Source organism: Clostridium sp. Marseille-Q5894 (assembly GCF_946902305.1).
GTDB lineage: Bacteria > Bacillota_I > Bacilli_A > Erysipelotrichales > Coprobacillaceae > Thomasclavelia.
Genome location: NZ_CAMPPT010000003.1, coordinates 291,337 through 309,811, shown reverse-complemented (window position 1 = coordinate 309,811; position 18,475 = coordinate 291,337). Strand labels below are relative to the sequence as shown.

Here is an 18,475-nt window from a genome sequence, read left to right as displayed (position 1 = left end):
GGCAGGTTATAATGGAAAAAAAAGTATCAATAGTTTTACCAGTTTATAACGCACAAGAATATCTTAAAAGATGTTTAGATAGTATTTTTGAGCAAAATTATAATAATTTTGAATTGATAGCAATCGATGATGGATCAAGAGATAATTCATGGGAAATATTAACAGATTATCAAAATAAATTTTCTGATAAAATGAAAACCATTAAGCAAGAAAATATGGGAGTTTCTAAAACCAGAAATAAAGGGATCGATTTAGCAACAGGAAAATACTTGTTATTTGTTGATAATGATGATTATTTTGATAGTAACTACATAGGTACTTTTGTTTCTGAGATTGAAAAAGGTGATTTAGATGTTGTAATTGGAGGATATAAAAGACCTAATAGTAATAACAAGATCGTCGATCAGGTTATATTAGAAGATTGCGAATATTCAAAGTTTAAAATTGTTGCTGCTTGGGCAAAAATTTATAGAACATCATATATCAAAGATAATGCGATAAAATTTTTAGACTCTAATATTGGAGAAGATATAAATTTTACGATTCAGGCGGTTACCCTTACTAAAAAAATAAAAATTATTAATTATGTAGGATATAACTGGTTTTATAATGAAGCAAGTGTGTCTAATACAGCACATAAAAGTTTATCAAATGGTTTACAGTTTGATTATTTATTAAATTCAATATATTGTAAACTAATAGATAACAATATTGTTATTGATGATTTAATAGAATATTATTTTATTAAGTTAAATGTATGGTATATGTTATATGCTACAAGACATACTCCTTATGAATTGGTAAGAAATACATTGAATGAAAATATAATTTGGTTAAAAGAAAGATTTCCAAATTTTAATAAGAACAAATATTTAGGAATTATTAAAATAAAAGGAGAAAGTATTAATTATCAGTTGATCGTATGGCTTTTTGTAAGGATGATTGATTTTAAAGTGATTAATTTATTTTTAAGAATTTATTGTACAATATAGTTAGGGAGTATAATATATGAGCTATAAAATAGAAGATTTTTATGTAATTTTGGTAATATATAATAAGAATTATCATGATTCAAAAACTATTCAAGATTTAAGAAAGATAAAAGATATTAATGTAATTGTTGTTGATAATAGTACAAAAAATTTTAATAATGAAGATATTGTAAAAGATTATAATTATCAGTATATAAGTATGGGTGGGAATAAAGGGTTACCTAAAGCCTATAACCAAGGATTACAACAGATTGGTAAAAACTCAAAATTAATATGTATATTTGATGATGATACAACTGTTAGGAAGCAATATTTTGAAAAAGCATTAAAATATATTAATAATAAACCTGGTGATATATATTTACCTGTGGTGGAAGATCAATTGGGGTTGTTGTCACCGTCAATTATGAAGAATTTATATTGTCATCGTGCAAAAAATATTGATATGCTTAATAATGAAAATATGTCGGCTATTAATAGTGGAATGATAATTAAAAGTGAAATTTTTAGGGATTATCAATATGATGAAAATATGTTTTTAGATTTTGTTGATCATGATTTTATGAGAACGATGAAAAATAGAAATAAGAAATTTGTAATTATGAAAGATAATATTTTAATTCAAGATTTTTCATTAGTAAGTGATTCTAGTAAAAAAGCAAAAATACGTTTTAAAATATTAAAACGTGATTTAAAGTATTTTTATCGAGGTCATTTGATGTATTATTATTATATTATTATTAGACGAAAACTAGGAATGTGTTATTATCAAAAAAGCATTAAGCCATTAATATGGTAGAAATATTAATAGTAAACATAGATAGATTTTAAAATTTAAAAATTATTATTGTAAGGAGAAATCAAATGAAATTATTAGTAACTGGTGTTAAGGGACAATTAGGACATGATATTGTCAATGAATGTAAAAAAAGAAATATTGAAGCAGTAGGTGTAGATGTTGAAGAAATGGATATCACTGACGCCAAAAAAGTTGAAGAAGTAATAAAAGAAGGAAATTATGACGCAGTTGTACACTGTGCAGCATGGACAGCTGTAGATAAAGCTGAAGATGAAGTAGAAGCTTGTACAAAAGTAAACGTAGAAGGAACTAAAAATATTGCTAATGTATGTAAAGAATTAGATATTCCAATGATGTATTTTTCAACTGATTATGTATTTGATGGTCAAGGTGAAACACCATGGAACGAGTATGATAAAAGACATCCATTAAATGTTTATGGTCAAACTAAATATGAAGGAGAATTAGCAGTAGAAGCATTAGATAAATTTTTCATTGTCAGAATTGCTTGGGTGTTTGGGGTTAATGGTAATAATTTTATTAAAACAATGCTTCGTTTAGGTAAAGAACGTGGTGCTGTTAGCGTTGTAAATGACCAAATAGGATCACCAACTTATACATATGATTTATCAAAATTAGTTGTTGATATGATTCAAACAGATAAATACGGAATCTATCATGCAACAAATGAAGGATTATGTTCATGGTATGAATTTGCATGTGAAATTTTTAAACAAGCGGGGATGAGTGTTGAGGTAACTCCTGTTGATTCTGATGCGTTTCCTGCTAAAGCAAAAAGACCAAACAATAGTAGAATGTCTAAAGATATGCTAGATAAAAACGGATTTGATCGTTTACCTACCTGGCAAGATGCTTTAAATAGATATTTAAAAGAAATTGATTATTAATAGTAGAAATGCTAGTATTATAAAAAATACTAGCATTTTTAGGAGTTGGTTTAATGAGACACGCAAAAACAGAAAATAATATATATTTTGAAGAAAATGAGTTAGACGATAACTTAAGTGAAGATTATGTGGTTGAAGATAAAGAAAATGAGCATAAAAATTATCATAAAGTTATAGCTATTATGATTGTAATTATAATGATGGTATATCTGTTTAGTAAATACCGCCCAATAGATAAACCATTTAGTTTTACAATTATCTATACAATCGTTTCGATATATATTTGTGTATTTCTTTTTTTAGGTATTAATAAAATACTAGAAGGTAAATATAAATTAGAAAAAGTATTTATAACTTGTGCAATTCCTTTAGGCTTGATTTATACTTTATTAATTCCTCCAGGAATTGTACCTGATGAATGGGTGCATATGCAAAACACGTTTTCTTTATCAAGTCAAATAATTGGAAAAGAAGAAAATAATAAAATAACTATGAAAAATAGTGAACTTGAATTATATAATCAGCAAATAACAGTTGGTAATAATGATTATTATAATTATATATATAATAATATTTTTAGTATTAGCAAAGATAATAATTATTCAAATATAGATGTTGAATCCCCAGGATTAGGACAATTATTTGGCTATTTTCCAGCTGTTTTAGGAACAACAGTATCAAGAGTACTTCATTTAGGGGCTGTTACTACTGTATATGTAGCTAGATTATGCAATTTTATTTTTTATTTAGCTCTTACTTATTTAGCTCTTAAAAAAATTCCTTTTGGAAAAGTACTATTATTTGCAATTACGATGCTGCCAATGGCAAGCCATCAGATGTTTTCATTATCTTATGATACAATCATTAATTCAGCATCATTTTTTTGCATTGCTTATGGAATGTTTTTTGTTTATCAATCTAGTGAAGTAGAATTAAAAGATGTGATAGTATATGGTTTATCAGGGATACTTTTGCTTGCAAATAAAGGTTCTGCATATGCATTTATTTTAGTAATTCCTATACTTGCTAAATATTTTAATCCCAATGGGGAACCATATGCTAAAAAAACTAAAATTATTATTTTTTTAATAGTAATAATTTGTATCATTCTTTTAAATTATCGCTCCTTTTTAAGCAATGATCAAACAAGTTCGATCGGGACAGTATCAGGAGAAAGTGTAGTTCCTTGGGCAGGGGTACCTTCGTATACCTTATCAGGAATGTTAAGCAATATACCAGGTACAATTCAGTTATTTTTAAATACATTTGTGCAAAAAGGAAGTTATTATATTAATACAGCAGTTGGTTCATTAATGGGATGGTTGATGATTCCAATCCCTACATGGGTAATCAATAGCTGGATTGGTATCTTAATTGTTAGTGCTTTTGTTGAAAAGTCAGATCGTGATGTTTTTACTCATGAGCATAAGCTATTATATTTTTTAATTTCATTAGGTGTAATCTTAGTGGTTATGCTGGCAATGGCTCTAGCATGGACACCTAGTGGCTATGCAGTGATTGAAGGTGTACAAGGACGATATTATATTCCAATCATCTTTCTGTTGTTGATTCCACTACAAAATAGTAAGTTGTATTTAAATCAAAAATTAATAAGTTTTTTATTAGTAATCATTCCAATAATGTCCGCAATAACAGTTATTAATTTGATTCCATTAGTACTATAGTGAAACATAGTTTCACTTTTTTCTTTTATTTATTAATTGTTGTTAATATGATAGAATATTAAAGAAATAAATTTAAAGAGGAATAGCAATGAAAAATAAATTAAAAAAAATAAATAAAAAAACAATACTAGGTTCTTTATTAGTATTTATAAGTTCATTGATTGTTACTTCAATTATTTGGGGAAATAGAACTTTCTCAGTAAAAACCCTTAATCAAATTATATTTCATTTAAAAGTACCAATGGAAGGAACAGATAATGGCATATTTTTAGACTGGTTTATTTTTAGTGTGCCAATTAGTATTATGATAGTGACATTACAAAATATTATTATGTTTAATTTTCATCGAGTAATAAAAAAATATGGACATAGAGTATATCGTTTTATAAGAAAATATTTTATTAAATGGGGAATAATATGTTTAATTAGCTCTTTAATTTTTACAATTCATAATTATGATATATACGGTTATATTGTTAATGCTTTTCAAAAAACTGATATATATGAAGCTTATTATATTGATCCAGGTGAAACGGATATTACTTTCACTAAAGGAAAAAGAAACCTTATTCATTTATACTTAGAATCTGTTGAAAATACTTATGCTAATCTTGATCAAGGTGGAGCCGAAGAAATAAACTATATACCCGAATTGAGTAATCTTGCCAAAGAAAATACAAATTTTTCTAATAATGATAATATTGGTGGTAGTCTAACAGTTGATGGAACCCAATGGACGATTGCCGCACAAGTGTCGATGAATATGGGAGTTCCTTTAACGCTATCTTTTAAGGATAAAAAATATGATCAGGATAGCAAGTTTTTATCAGGGGGTTATGCAATTGGCGAAGTCCTTGAAGAAAATGGGTATGTTAATGAATTTATTTGTGGTTCTGATGCTGATTTTGGTGGTACATCTAATTTTTATAAACAACATGGAAATTATAAAATTGTTGATTATGATTATTTTAAAGAAAATGGTAAAATACCTGATGATTATTTTGTTTTTTGGGGAATTGAAGATGCCAAATTATTTGAATTTGCTAAAGAAGATATTACGGAATTGGCTAGTGGTGATAAGCCATTTAACGTAGAAATTACAACTATCGATACCCATACGCCAGATGGATATTTATGTGATTTATGCGATAATAAGTATGATAATCAATATGCAAATGTTATTGAATGTCAATCTAAACAAGTAAATGATTTTATTAACTGGTGTAAAACACAGTCATGGTATGAAAATACAACGATTGTTATTACTGGAGATCATAACAGTATGTCTGAGAAATTTTTTACAAATGTTGATAAAAATTATATAAGAACACCGTATAACTGCATTATTAATAGTGTTGTAGAAGCTAAGAATAATAAAAATAGAAAATTTAGTACCATGGATATGTATCCAACGATTTTAGCTGCAATGGGAGCAAAAATTGATGGTGATCGCTTAGGATTAGGAACAAACTTATTTTCTGACAAACAGACACTGATGGAAGAGATAGGTTTTGAGGCATTAAACAAGGAAGTTCAAAAAACATCAGATTTTTATAATACTACAATTGTACGTATGGAAAATTAAGGTGGTGAAGATAGTGAAAACTGGTATAGTTGTTTTAAATTATAATGATGCAGAGGAAACAGTTAAGTTTGTAAATGATATTAATAGTTATGATGTAGTTAATCAAATTGTAGTAGTTGATAATGGATCAACAGATGATTCTTTAAGCCAATTAGAGAAAATAGAAAATATTAAATTAATTGCTTTAGAAAATAATTTAGGGTATGCAGCTGGTAACAATGCTGGATTGAGATATTTGTATGAACATAATTATGATAACTATATAATTGCCAATCCTGATATTATCGTCGATAAACGTAATTTAATTGATTTTATAGCATATATGAATTCATTAAATGAGTATCAAATTTTTGGACCAACGATCAGTGAACACGGTGAAATTAATCGTGGCTGGAAACAAAGAACGGTTAATTATGATATTTATGATAATTATCCTGTAATAAATAGGTTATTTAAAAATGTAATCAAGTATTCTAAAAGACATTATATAGGTGTAAGTTCACCAGTTGATTGTGTTTCAGGCTGTTTTTTTGGAATGAAAAAAGAGGTAATTGATAAAATTGGTTTTTTTGATGAAGGAACATTTCTATATTATGAAGAAGATATTTTATGTGCTACAGCAAAAAAAGCGGGGTTAAAAGTATGTGTATTAAATAATGTTAACATTATTCATAATCATGCAGTAACGATTGATAAAAATATTAATCGTTATCGTAAAATGAGAATTTTAAAAGATTCGCAAATATATTATCATCAAGTATGTTTTAAACATTCTAAACATAAATTAAAACGATTAAAAAGAACTGCAAACTGGGCTTGTAATTTTGCTTATTTAAGAACTAATAAAAAAATTGTTAATAAACACAATCGTGCTAAACAAAAAGTAACAATTTTATCATTACATTTAAAAGTAGGTGGGATTGAAAAAGCTATTTGCTCTCTTGCAAATATGCTTGTAGATGACTATGATGTCGAAATCGTTAATGTCTATGAATTGTGTAAACCTTCTTTCTATATTGATGAAAGAGTAAAAGTTACATATCTTTCTAACGATTTAAAACCGAATAAAGAAGAATTAAAATCTGCATTTAAAAATAAGAGTATTAAAAAAATTATTACAGAAGGTTTTAAGGCTTTAAAAGTGGTATTGAAAAAAAGAAATTTAATAAAACAGGCAGCTAAAGATAATGATGGTGATATTATCGTTTCAACAACGCTTGCTTTTAATAAAGCTTTTTCAAAATATCAAAAAAATAAATTGTTGATTGCTTGGGAACATTGTCATCCCGATAGAAGTCCCAATTACGCCAAGAAAGTATATAAAGCAGTTAAAAAATTTGATCTATTTATACCACCTTCAAAATCAATCTATGAATTTTATAAGGAATACTTAACCGGACCACAATGTCTATACTTATCACCATGTATTGATGAAATTGCCGACGAAAAAGCATCTTTAAATACAAAACAAGTTACTGTGATGGGTAGACTTTCTAAAGAAAAAGGATACGATGATATGCTAAGGGTCTTTGAAAAAATACTAAAAAAAGTCCCTGAAGCAAAACTTAATATTTTAGGTGATGGTGAAGAAAGAGATAATTTAGTTGCTTTAGCAGATCAATTGAAAATAAGTAAAGCAGTAACTTTTTTTGGTAATACCATAGGAGAAGAGAAAAAGAAAGTATTGAAAGATACTAATGTGTTTGTTACTACGTCTCATTATGAAAGTTTTGGTTTGGTATTATTAGAGGCTATGAGTTATGGGATACCATGTGTGTCATTTGATAGTGCGAAAGGATCGCTGGATATAATTGATAATGAAAAAGATGGATTTATTATCAAAGATAGAAATATTGATGACATGGCTAATAAGATAGTCGCTATATTGAATCAATTGCCAAAAGAAATATCTGAAAATGCAATAAAAAAAGCTCAGCAGTTTTCATATCAAAATGTTAGAGCTCAATGGGTAGAGGCATTTAAAAATTTTAATATCCATGATTTAAAAACACGAGTTATTTTTACATCTTCAGCAGGAGGTCATTTTAGTGAGCTATGTGAGTTAAAAGAATTGATGGAGCGCTATAATTCATTTTTAATTACAGAAGATCATGAAATGATGCAAGATTATAAGAAGACAAATAAATCGAGATCCTGGTATATGCCTGCCGGAACTAAAGAACATTTATTTAAATTTTTATGTAATTTTCCAATTAATATTTTTAAGAGTTTTAAAGCTTATTTAAAAGTTAAACCAGATTTAGTAATAGCTACTGGTGCCCACACAACAGTACCAATTTGTTATATTGCAAAAATGTTTGGTAAGAAAGTGATTTTTATTGAAACTTTTGCTAATATTACAACGAAAACGTTATCAGGTAAGTTAGTATATCCAATAGCAGATTTATTTTTAGTACAGTGGGAAGACATGTTGAAATTATACCCAAAAGCTAAATATCGAGGAGGTTTAAAATAATGAGAATTTTTGTTATGTTTGGAACCCAGGATAAACGCTTTGATCGTTTATTAAATGCAATTTTGGAATCAAAATTTGTTAAAGAAAACGATGTATATGTTCAATTAGGGTATACAAAAGGTACATATCAAGGAATCAATTGTCAAGAATACTACAGTGAAGAGGAATTAAATCATCAAATTAAAATTGCGGATTTAGTTATAACTCATGCTGGGGTTGGAGCAATTGTTTCATCACTAAAACAAAAAAAACGGACAATCGTTGTACCTAGATTAGGTAAATATAAAGAACAAAATAATGATCATCAGGTACAGATCATGGAGCGTTTTAATAAACAAGGTTATATTATCCCTTGTGATGATTTAAGTAAACTTGACGAAGTAGTTAATCAAGCTCATACTTTTGAACCAAAAGAGTATAAAACAGAAAAACAGGGAATTATTGATGAAATTGTAACTTTCATCAATAATATTTAGGAGGGAAAACATGCATACATTTGTTGTATTAGCATATAAAGAATCAGAATATTTAGAAGATTGTATTAAATCAGTATTAAATCAAAAATATTCTAGTAAAGTTGTTATAGCTACATCTACGCCTAATGATTTTATTAAAAACATTGCTAATAAATATTCTTTAAAGATATTAGTAAATCCAAATCCTGGTCAAGGAATTGGCTATGATTTTGATTTTGCAATTTCTTGTGGTAAAACAAAATTAACAACAGTTGCTCACCAGGATGATATTTATGATTATGAATATTCAGATGAAATTGTTAAAGCTTATCAAAAGAATCAAGATTCTTTAATCGTATTTAGTGATTATTATGAAATTAGAACAGAGGGTAAAGTGTATACAAATACAAATTTGAAAATTAAAAGAATACTTTTATCACCTCTTAAAAGCAGAAAATTAGCTTCAACTAAGTTTGGAAAACGATTATCGCTTCGCTTCGGTAATGCTATTAGTTGTCCAGCAGTTACTTTTATAAAAGATAATATTAAAACAGAAGATATTTTTAAATGTGATTTTGTTTGTAATGTTGATTGGTCTGCCTGGGAAAAACTTTCTTTAAAAAAGGGTAAATTTACTTTTGTTAATAAACCATTAATGGGACATCGCGTTCATGAAGAATCAACGACAACGGAAATTATTAATGAAAGAATTAGAACAAAGGAAGACTTAGTAATGTTCCAAAGATTTTGGCCTAAAGCTATATCAAAACTAATTAATAGATTTTATGTAAAGGCAGAAGATAGTAATAATTAATAAATTTTTGAATATTTTTTGTAAAAATAGTAGATAAAATCGGAAAAAGAATCTATAATACTTTTGTATATGAAAAAAATAAGGAGATAATCTATGCTAAAGAAAGTATTAAGTGTGAGTTTAGCACTAATTATGATGTTTGGTTTGACATCTTGTAGTGAGGATGATTCAAATGTAGGTACTGATGATAATCAAACAAATACTACTGACAACAAGGTTACCAAAGAAGAAAGACCGTTTACTGAATCAAATGGATTAATCAAGTATTTTACTATTGAGGAAGAAAATGTATGTTTGCCAGAGACTGTTGGTGAATATGTTAGATATTTAGAAAAAATAGGAACAAAAGTAGAATTAGGTGATACAGGTAAAACAGTTGATGAAGCCCCTGATTTAAATGCTGGTGGTGTATCATCGATGGTTGCTTTCTTAAAAGTTTATTTAGATGATTCTGAAGATGATTGGCAATGGTTTGGGATTCGTTATAAAAACGATACTGATGAGGACTTACCAGTTGCTGATTGTAAGGTGACACAAATAACTTTAGATTATGATACTATTACTGAAGAAGAAAATCATCATGGTATAGATTCTATTGTATTTATTACCAATGAGGATGAAGAATTAGCAATGGATGGTAAAACTACTAGTCATAAAAATATATTTAAAATGCTAGGGGATCCTGCTCAAAATACTGATGGTCATTTACATTATAGTGATGATCAAGGTTATAAATATGAAATGGTTACCGAGAATCAAAAAGGAGTTTTAACAAGAGTTGTTATTACTTATCCTGAAGATTAATTATAATTAAAAAAAGACCAGCAGGTCTTTTTTTATATGATTTTAATATTCATACTTGTATGAATATATAGACTTAAGTCAGTTGAGCATACGAAGTATGCGAAATAAAAAACCACCTGCTATGCGGGTGGAGCGATAAAAAAGTTATACAAATATTCACCTTTCCGATATATATTAAAGTTGTTCAAGCTATCATATATGAAAGGAAAGGTGATAGAAGTATGGCTCAAAAAGCAAATTCATTGGCACATACAAAGTGGATGTGTAAATATCACATCGTCTTCACACCCAAGTATAGACGAAAAGTGATTTATAATCAACTAAGAAAAGATATAGGTGAAATTTTAAGGACGCTATGCAGATATAAAGGAGTGGAAATAATCGAAGGGCACTTAATGTCTGATCATGTACATATGTTAGTAATGATTCCACCAAAGGAAAGTGTATCAAAGTTCATGGGATATTTGAAAGGAAAATCAGCATTAATGATTTTCGATAGACATGCGAATTTAAAATATAAATATGGGAATAGACATTTCTGGGCAGAAGGATATTATGTGAGTACAGTAGGATTGAATGATGCAACAGTCGCAAAGTATATAAGGGAACAGGAACGACATGATATTGCGATGGACAAATTGAGTGTGAAGGAATACCAAAATCCATTCGAGGATAAGGAAATAGAGGAAGAAAAGAAAAAACAAGAAGTTAAGAAGAAAAAAGTAAAAAAATGAAAATAATCCCTTTGAGGGATAGCGAGAGTCAAAAGCAATAGCTTGAGCGAAGTGAAAGCAGCGCCTTGAGACGCGAGCAAGTAACAAAGGCTTATAGCCTCAGAGAAAACCACGTCTTTTAGGCGTGGTTTTTATTTAATTTAGCGATTCACCTTTATCTTTATGGATATCTAAAAAGTACTTAGCTAAATCATCAATAGTTAAATCAAGCTTTTTTAATTTTTTTTCAGCAGCTTCTTTAACAGTGTCTGTTACTTCAGAATCACTATCTTCACTAGCATAGATAAAACCAATTATCATATCTTCATAATTTTCTGAATCTTCAGGTAGTTCAATATAAGCAATAGATGAAATTGCATCATCTTCAACATATCCAATATATTGACTTTTTTCTTTTCCGCCACTTGATTCACTTACTGTAACGGTGGTATACTCATCGCTATTATATTTAATAGTATATCCAGCTTCTTTTAATTCTTTAGTAATGTTTTCTGTACTTTTGCTATTAGAACATCCAACAACACTAAAGCATAATAATAATGTTAATAATAATTTCCCAAAATTTTTCATCCTATACTCCATCCTTTATACTTACTATAAAATATATTATATCTTAAAAGAGCAAAAAAGTAAATTAACTAAAATTTTTGTCAGATTTATGGCTAATAATTTAGGTGATTTTTGATTAAGTAAATAAAGTTGTTCTCAACTATTTGTAACTATCGTATAATAAAAGATAGCAAAAAAATGATATGAGCAAAAAAGTAAAAAATTGTCAAACAATAAGCCTACCAAGACTCTTAAATTTTGTCGTTTTATACAAGTGACAAACTTCATTTTCATTAAATTGAAAACGCTTTAATTGGCATGTATAGTAAGAGTTGTAAAGAGGAAAGGAAAGGAAAAAACGATGAAAGAAAAATTACAGAAATTCGGACGCGCCTTAAGTGCAATGGTTATGCCCAATATTGCTGTATTCATTGCATGGGGACTGATAACATCATTTTTTATGGAAGATGGTTGGTTACCTAATGAAACCCTAGCAACTCTAATTGAGCCAATGAATAAGTATTTATTACCTATCTTGATAGGATACACTGGTGGGCACAATGTCTATGGACAACGAGGGGCTACAGTTGGAGCAATCATGACGATTGGAGTTCTTGTAGGAGCACCAATTCCAATGTTTATTGGAGCAATGATTGCTGGACCACTTGGAGCTTGGTTAATTAAAAAATTAGATGAATTATTAAAGGATAGAACACCACAAGGATTTGAGATGTTAGTCAATAACTTCTCAGCAGGAATTTTAGGATTCTTTTTAGCGATTCTAGGATGTTTTGCAATTAATCCTGCATGTTTAGCATTAAACGATGGTTTAACTGCCGGAGTTAATTTCTTTGTTGAACATGGATTACTTCCTCTGGTATCAATTATTATTGAACCAGCAAAAGTGTTATTTTTGAACAATGCAATTAATCATGGTATTTTTTCACCAATAGGTATTCAAGATGTATTAGATACAGGAAAATCAGTTTTCTTCTTGATTGAAGCAAATCCAGGACCAGGATTAGGAATTTTATTAGCGTATTGCTTCTTTGGAAAAGGTAGTGCCAAATCATCAGCACCAGGAGCAGCAATAATTCATTTCTTTGGAGGTATCCATGAAATTTACTTCCCATATATCTTAATGAGTCCAGCTTTGATTTTAGCGGCTATTGCCGGTGGGGCAACAGGTGTCTTAGTTAATGTAATCTTTGATTCAGGATTAGTTTCTCCAGCTTCTCCAGGAAGTATCATCGCTATTTTAGGAATGTGTAAAGGAAGCAGTTATATCGGGGTAATTTTAAGTGTAATTGCAGCAACTGCCGTTTCTATGGTCATTGCATCAATTATTTTAAAAAGAAATAAAAACAATGATGCTGATTTAGAAACAACAAAAACTCAAGTTCAAGAAATGAAGGGAACAAAAAGTGAAATTGCATATAATCAATTACGCAAGATCGTCTTTGCCTGTGATGCTGGAATGGGATCAAGTGCAATGGGAGCTGCTTTACTTACAAAGAAATTAAAAGCAGCAGGTATTGATGTCGATGTGCCACATTATGCAATCAATGATATTCCCAAAGATACAGAAGTAGTTGTAACTCATGAATCGTTGGTCAGTCGGGTAAAAGGAGATTTACCAAACGTTGTAGTCTTCCCAATTACTAATTTTATGGGTGGCAGCGAATATGATGAAATAGTTAATAAATTAAAATAATTGGAGGTAAAGATGATGTATTCATCTCGTGAAGCAAAAATTTTATCAATATGTTTATTAAGAGATGATTACATCACTTATCAAGAAATATCAGATCAACTAAACATTAGTACTCGAACAATTATGCGAGAACTATCTCAATTAAAAAACTCTTTACAAAAAATGAATTTAAAAATCCTTTCAAAAAAGGGAAAAGGAATCTTAATATCAGGAACAGAAGAAGCAAAACAAAATCTAATAATGGATATTCAGGGATCAAAAATTGATTACATGGATAAAGAAGAACGCCAAGAGTTGCTTTGTTTGGAATTATTACATGCTAATGAAATCCAGAAACTTTATTACTATAGTAATAAGTTTCAAGTATCTGAAGCAACGATTTCTCATGATCTTGATGATTTAGAAAAATTCTTTGCTAAATATGATATAAAGATGATTCGAAGACCCGGATACGGAGTTGGTTTAGAAGCTGATGAGTCAGAGATTCGTAGAGCCATTTCAACAATTATCAACAATACGGTACAGCATCATATTATGAATGTTGACTTCGATCGCTATAACATCCAAGATGTAATCAATCAAATTTCAGTTACTAAAAATTCGAATATGAATAAACTATTAGATTATGATGTATTAAAAATTATATTAGAGGTCTTTAAAACGCATCATGAAGAACTCAATTTAGATAATATGGCAAAAAGCTCGTACATGGGCTTATTGATACACTTAATGATTGCCATCAACCGAATTAAACAAGGTGAAGCATTACAAGATAATCGGGCGATATTTAATTTAATTAATGATCGTAAAGCTTATCAAAATGCTCAAATAATGGTTGATTATTTAGCAAAAGCTTTTGATATTACCATTGAAGATACTGAATGTGCTTTTGTAGCTATTCATCTTCAAAGTGCTAAATCAGCAATTATTAAAGATGATGAAAATCAAGTTGAACAATATCATGATCTCATTATGGCAATGTTAAATGTTTTTAATGAGTATCAGATAAATTTATATAGTGATTATGAATTGTACCAAAGCCTTGCAGCTCATCTTGAGCCAGCAATGGTTCGCTTAGAATATAATTTACCAATTTATAATCCAATGTTAGAACAAATTAAAGAAAGTTATCAAGAAATATTCGAAATTACGCAAAAAGCTTGTAAAGTCTTTGAAGAAACATATAACTATACATTAAATGAAGATGAAATTGGCTACTTAGTCTTACACTTTGCTGCAGCAATCGAGCGCAACAAGTTAAATCAGGTAGAACGCCCGATTAATGTAGGGATCGTTTGCAGCAGTGGTATTGGTATTTCTGCTTTACTAGTAGCAAGATTAAAACGAATCGTTGATAAAAATGTCAATCTTGTCCCATTATCAATTAGTGAGATAAATAATAATAACTGTGAATTATTAATTTCAACTTTTGCAATTAAAGAAGCCATAATCGTTAGCCCTATACTTAATCAAAATGATGTTGCAAATGTAATTGAAGCTATTAAAAATAAACGGCAACAAAAACCCATAACCACTAATAAACAATACCCGTCAATCAATCTAATTGAAATATTAGATAATATCAAACACTTAATTGATAATCTGACAATTACCAGCATCCCCAATAACGCTAATAAAGAAAACGTAATTTTGACATTATGTCAACAAGTATCTAATGATCCAATCTTAGTGACGCAAATAAAAGAACGTGAAAGTAAGGGAAGTAATATTTATAACTCATTTGGCTTTGCCTTATTACACACAACAACAGATTTAATTAATCAATGTATAATAAAAATTTTAAAGCCTGATCAAAAAACTTTTGTAAATAAGGAATTAGATAATATCAGAGTAGTTTTATTAATGCTATTACCTAGCAAAGCTACACAAATTCAAAAAAGACTAATGTCACATGTTTCAGCGATGTTAATTGAAGATGATAACTTCTTGGATAATCTAGCAAAAAGTAACCAAGAAAATCTTGCTGATATATTTAATGATGTTCTACAAAAATTTATTATTAATGTAATTAAAGAGGAGGAATAACAGATGTCTAGAATTAACGTATATTTTGCCTGTGATGCCGGAATGGGATCTAGTGCATTGGGTGCCAGCCTACTAAAAAAATTTGTTTCCATTGACGTAAAAGTCTCTAACTGTGCAATATACGAAATTCCCTATGACTGTAATGTTGTAATCTCACAAAGAGCATTAATAAATTCTATAAAGAATCAATACCGATTTTTAAAAGTATATGCCATAGATAACTTCTTAGATGATCAAAGACTTCAACAAATAGCGAAGGAGATAAATGAAATGATGGACAACAATAGTATTTTAGCCAAAGAATCAATCGTTTTAGATTGTAAATCAACAACTAGTGATGAAGCAATTATTGCAGTAGGAAAACTGCTTAAGGATAAAGGATATATTGAAGAACCATATATCCAGGGAATGTTAAATCGTGATCATGACTTAACTACTTATATTGGTAACGATCTTGCTATTCCTCATGGTGAATATGATGTCAAAGACTATGTTAAAAATACTGGAATTGCAGTAATGATCTATCCAGATGGGATTAATTGGAATGGTAATAAAGCCCGAATTGTAATTGGAATTGCTGCTAAAGGTGATGATCACATGGAAATTCTTACAAATATTGCTTTAAAATTAAGTGATATGAGTACTGTTGATGAGTTAGTAGCATGTAAAGATATTGATCGTATATATGATGTTTTAACAAAAGGAGAATAATCATGATAATTACAGTAACTTTAAATCCTGCTATTGATAAAACAGCACATGTAGAAAAAATGATTCCTAATGGATTAAATCGTTTAAATAATATTATTCTTGATGTTGGTGGAAAAGGTATCAATGTTTCTAAAGCAATCAAAGAATTAGGCGGAAAATCTATTTGTACAGGTTTTGTTGCTGGTAGTAACGGAAAGTGGATTGAGGATAAATTAGATAGTTTAGGATTAGAATATAAATTCAGACATGTAGAAGGTAATACTAGAATCAACTTAAAGGTTCTAGATCGTGATATGAACTTAACCGAATTAAATGATACGGGAGATCAAATTAGTGAAAGTGATCTACGTTATTTAAAAGAAGATCTAATAGAAATGGTTAAGCCAAATGATATTGTTGTTTTAGCTGGAAGTGTGCCTAGTGGCGTACCAGTAACTATTTATCAAGAATTAATTACGATGATCAAAGCTAAAGGGGCGAAAGTTATTTTAGATGCCGATGGGGATCTATTTACCCAGGGAATAAAAGCTTCTCCGACTTTGATTAAACCAAATAAGTATGAATTATGTAAATACTTTGGAATATCTGAAGAAGTTAATGATGTTGAGTTAGTAAGTCATGCGAAAAAATTATTATATAAAGGAATAGAAACAGTTGTTATTTCATTAGGATCAAGAGGAGCAATCTTTATCACTAATGAAGAAACAGCATATGTAAAAGGTTTAAATATAATAGCCCATTCAGCTGTTGGGGCTGGAGATTCAATGGTTGGAGCTCTTGCATATGGAATTAGCGAAGATTTAGAATTAATTCCATTGATCAAATTAGCAGTTGCTACTTCAGCTGGAGCTGTAATGACTAAGGGAACAAAAGCACCAAGTCGCAGTGTTGTCGAGATGTTAATGAAAGAAGTCGAAATTGATTTTAGATAGAGGAGAGAGAGAAAATGAAAACAAAAGCGGTACGCTTATATGGTGTAGATGATGTACGATTAGAAGAATTTGAATTACCAGAAATTAAAGATGATGAAATTTTAGTAAAAGTAGTTTCAGATAGTATCTGTATGTCAACATATAAAACTATTAAACAAGGTGCTAATCATAAACGAGTACCTAATGATGTTTACGATAATCCAATTATTATTGGACATGAATTTGCTGGAGATATCGTAAAGGTTGGAAAAAAATGGCAAGATAAATTTAAACCAGGGCAAAAATTTGCACAACAGCCAGCAATTCCTGGTCAAATGGAATCACCAGGATATTCTTATCAATGGTGTGGAGGAGATACACAATACTGTATTTTCCCAAATGATATCATTGAAGCGGACTGTTTATGGACTTTTGAAGGCGATAGTTATTTTGCAGCATCTGTAGCTGAACCAATGTGCTGTGTCATTTCAGGATTCCATACTCATTATCATACGGTTCCTGGATGTTATGATCATGTAATGGGAACTAAAGAAGGCGGTAATATTTTAATTTTAGGTGGATGTGGACCAATGGGATTAGGTGCTGTAAGTTATGCTTTAACTTATGAAAATAAACCTAAACGTGTAGTTGTTACAGAAATTTCTGATGAAAGAATTGCTCGTGCTAAAGAAGTTATCTCAGTTGAAGAAGCTGCTGCACATGGTGTTGAATTACATTATGTCAATACCGCAAATATGGAAAATCAAAAAGAAGAATTATTAGCACTTACTGACGGAAAAGGTTATGATGATGTTTTCGTTTATATTCCTAATAAAGCAGTTTCTGAATTAGGAGATGAATTATTGGCTTATGACGGTAATTTAAACTTATTTGCTGGACCAACAGATCCTAATTTCTCAGCCAATATGAATTTATACAATTGCCATTATTCAAGACATCGTATTTTAGGAAGTACTGGGGGAACGATTGATGATATGAAAGAAGCTATTGATAAAGATGCCAAAGGATTGATCAATAGTGCCGTAATGATTACGCATATCGGTGGTTTAGATGCTGTTGCTGAAACTACTAAAAATCTACCAAATATTCCAGGGGGTAAAAAATTGATTTATACTCATATTGAAATGCCTTTAACAGCAATTGATGATTTTGAAGAATTGGGAAAAACAAATGATTTATTTAAACAATTAGCCCAGGCAACTAAGAAAACTAAAGGCTTATGGAACAGTGAAGCAGAAAAAATCTTATTAAACTATTATAAATAATCATAC

16 protein-coding genes are annotated in these 18,475 nt (G+C 29.3%); 15 read left to right on the top strand and 1 reads right to left on the bottom strand.

Features of this window, described 5'->3' with window-relative positions; translation table 11 throughout:
• Positions 1-11 precede the first annotated feature (11 nt).
• The 10 genes from OC535_RS06970 (at position 12) to tnpA (ending at position 11,252) form a co-directional block, all read left to right on the top strand.
• Complete coding sequence (locus tag OC535_RS06970; protein ID WP_024721975.1) at positions 12-992, top strand: glycosyltransferase family 2 protein; 981 nt, start codon at positions 12-14, stop codon at positions 990-992.
• A 16-nt stretch (positions 993-1,008) separates the two neighbouring features.
• A complete protein-coding gene (locus OC535_RS06965) occupies positions 1,009-1,791 on the top strand; it encodes a glycosyltransferase (protein WP_034595668.1) in 783 nt (260 codons plus the stop codon).
• A 65-nt stretch (positions 1,792-1,856) separates the two neighbouring features.
• Positions 1,857-2,699 (top strand): dTDP-4-dehydrorhamnose reductase, encoded by an 843-nt coding sequence (gene rfbD / locus OC535_RS06960; RefSeq protein ID WP_024721976.1) that lies wholly within the window; start codon positions 1,857-1,859, stop codon positions 2,697-2,699.
• A gap of 53 nt (positions 2,700-2,752) precedes the next feature.
• Complete coding sequence (locus OC535_RS06955; protein ID WP_498823475.1) at positions 2,753-4,384, top strand: DUF2142 domain-containing protein; 1,632 nt, start codon at positions 2,753-2,755, stop codon at positions 4,382-4,384.
• 88 nt (positions 4,385-4,472) lie between these two features.
• Complete coding sequence (locus OC535_RS06950) at positions 4,473-5,969, top strand: LTA synthase family protein (protein ID WP_498823474.1); 1,497 nt, start codon at positions 4,473-4,475, stop codon at positions 5,967-5,969.
• A 13-nt stretch (positions 5,970-5,982) separates the two neighbouring features.
• Positions 5,983-8,445 carry a PssD/Cps14F family polysaccharide biosynthesis glycosyltransferase gene (gene pssD, locus OC535_RS06945; RefSeq protein WP_498823473.1) on the top strand — a complete coding sequence of 821 codons (2,463 nt, stop codon included), beginning with the start codon at positions 5,983-5,985 and terminating at the stop codon, positions 8,443-8,445.
• The gene (gene pssE / locus OC535_RS06940; RefSeq protein ID WP_498823472.1) at positions 8,445-8,921 is read left to right on the top strand and encodes a PssE/Cps14G family polysaccharide biosynthesis glycosyltransferase; all 477 of its coding nucleotides are present in this window, start codon (positions 8,445-8,447) and stop codon (positions 8,919-8,921) included. The genes pssD and pssE overlap by 1 nt, the downstream gene beginning before the upstream one ends.
• Positions 8,922-8,931: 10 nt before the next feature.
• The gene (locus OC535_RS06935; protein ID WP_024721979.1) at positions 8,932-9,714 is read left to right on the top strand and encodes a glycosyltransferase family 2 protein; all 783 of its coding nucleotides are present in this window, start codon (positions 8,932-8,934) and stop codon (positions 9,712-9,714) included.
• Positions 9,715-9,807: 93 nt separating this feature from the next.
• The gene (locus OC535_RS06930) at positions 9,808-10,518 is read left to right on the top strand and encodes a hypothetical protein (RefSeq protein WP_227053211.1); all 711 of its coding nucleotides are present in this window, start codon (positions 9,808-9,810) and stop codon (positions 10,516-10,518) included.
• 221 nt (positions 10,519-10,739) lie between these two features.
• Positions 10,740-11,252, top strand: coding sequence for an IS200/IS605 family transposase (gene tnpA / locus OC535_RS06925; protein ID WP_024722880.1), 513 nt, complete (start codon positions 10,740-10,742; stop codon positions 11,250-11,252).
• Positions 11,253-11,387: 135 nt separating this feature from the next.
• Here the strand turns inward: tnpA and OC535_RS06920 are convergent, their stop codons facing one another.
• A complete protein-coding gene (locus OC535_RS06920) occupies positions 11,388-11,822 on the bottom strand; it encodes a hypothetical protein (RefSeq protein ID WP_024721981.1) in 435 nt (144 codons plus the stop codon).
• A gap of 340 nt (positions 11,823-12,162) precedes the next feature.
• Between OC535_RS06920 and OC535_RS06915 the strand changes: the two genes are divergently transcribed.
• The 5 genes from OC535_RS06915 to OC535_RS06895 are packed head-to-tail and all read left to right on the top strand — an operon-like array spanning position 12,163 to position 18,469.
• Positions 12,163-13,515: a PTS mannitol transporter subunit IIBC gene (locus OC535_RS06915; RefSeq protein WP_498823471.1), complete on the top strand. Its 1,353-nt coding sequence runs from the start codon at positions 12,163-12,165 to the stop codon at positions 13,513-13,515.
• A gap of 12 nt (positions 13,516-13,527) precedes the next feature.
• Entirely contained in the window at positions 13,528-15,561 is a 2,034-nt protein-coding gene (locus OC535_RS06910; protein WP_227053210.1) for a BglG family transcription antiterminator, read from the top strand.
• Positions 15,562-15,564: 3 nt separating this feature from the next.
• A complete protein-coding gene (locus OC535_RS06905; protein ID WP_051409487.1) occupies positions 15,565-16,272 on the top strand; it encodes a PTS mannitol transporter subunit IIA in 708 nt (235 codons plus the stop codon).
• A 2-nt stretch (positions 16,273-16,274) separates the two neighbouring features.
• Positions 16,275-17,204, top strand: a complete 930-nt coding sequence (pfkB, locus tag OC535_RS06900) for a 1-phosphofructokinase (RefSeq protein WP_498823470.1) — start codon at positions 16,275-16,277, stop codon at positions 17,202-17,204.
• A 14-nt stretch (positions 17,205-17,218) separates the two neighbouring features.
• Positions 17,219-18,469 carry a zinc-binding dehydrogenase gene (locus OC535_RS06895; RefSeq protein ID WP_024721985.1) on the top strand — a complete coding sequence of 417 codons (1,251 nt, stop codon included), beginning with the start codon at positions 17,219-17,221 and terminating at the stop codon, positions 18,467-18,469.
• Positions 18,470-18,475: the final 6 nt, after the last annotated feature.

Excerpts from the sequence above, each read along its gene's own strand:
- pssE (WP_498823472.1), top strand. The coding sequence starts at position 8,445 with ATGAGAATTTTTGTTATGTTTGGAACCCAGGATAAACGCTTTGATCGT.
- OC535_RS06920 (WP_024721981.1), bottom strand. The coding sequence starts at position 11,822 with ATGAAAAATTTTGGGAAATTATTATTAACATTATTATTATGCTTTAGT.
- OC535_RS06955 (WP_498823475.1), top strand. The coding sequence starts at position 2,753 with ATGAGACACGCAAAAACAGAAAATAATATATATTTTGAAGAAAATGAG.
- OC535_RS06965 (WP_034595668.1), top strand. The coding sequence starts at position 1,009 with ATGAGCTATAAAATAGAAGATTTTTATGTAATTTTGGTAATATATAAT.
- OC535_RS06905 (WP_051409487.1), top strand. The coding sequence starts at position 15,565 with ATGTCTAGAATTAACGTATATTTTGCCTGTGATGCCGGAATGGGATCT.
- OC535_RS06935 (WP_024721979.1), top strand. The coding sequence starts at position 8,932 with ATGCATACATTTGTTGTATTAGCATATAAAGAATCAGAATATTTAGAA.
- OC535_RS06930 (WP_227053211.1), top strand. The coding sequence starts at position 9,808 with ATGCTAAAGAAAGTATTAAGTGTGAGTTTAGCACTAATTATGATGTTT.
- pfkB (WP_498823470.1), top strand. The coding sequence starts at position 16,275 with ATGATAATTACAGTAACTTTAAATCCTGCTATTGATAAAACAGCACAT.
- rfbD (WP_024721976.1), top strand. The coding sequence starts at position 1,857 with ATGAAATTATTAGTAACTGGTGTTAAGGGACAATTAGGACATGATATT.
- OC535_RS06950 (WP_498823474.1), top strand. The coding sequence starts at position 4,473 with ATGAAAAATAAATTAAAAAAAATAAATAAAAAAACAATACTAGGTTCT.
- OC535_RS06970 (WP_024721975.1), top strand. The coding sequence starts at position 12 with ATGGAAAAAAAAGTATCAATAGTTTTACCAGTTTATAACGCACAAGAA.
- OC535_RS06915 (WP_498823471.1), top strand. The coding sequence starts at position 12,163 with ATGAAAGAAAAATTACAGAAATTCGGACGCGCCTTAAGTGCAATGGTT.
- OC535_RS06895 (WP_024721985.1), top strand. The coding sequence starts at position 17,219 with ATGAAAACAAAAGCGGTACGCTTATATGGTGTAGATGATGTACGATTA.
- OC535_RS06910 (WP_227053210.1), top strand. The coding sequence starts at position 13,528 with ATGATGTATTCATCTCGTGAAGCAAAAATTTTATCAATATGTTTATTA.
- tnpA (WP_024722880.1), top strand. The coding sequence starts at position 10,740 with ATGGCTCAAAAAGCAAATTCATTGGCACATACAAAGTGGATGTGTAAA.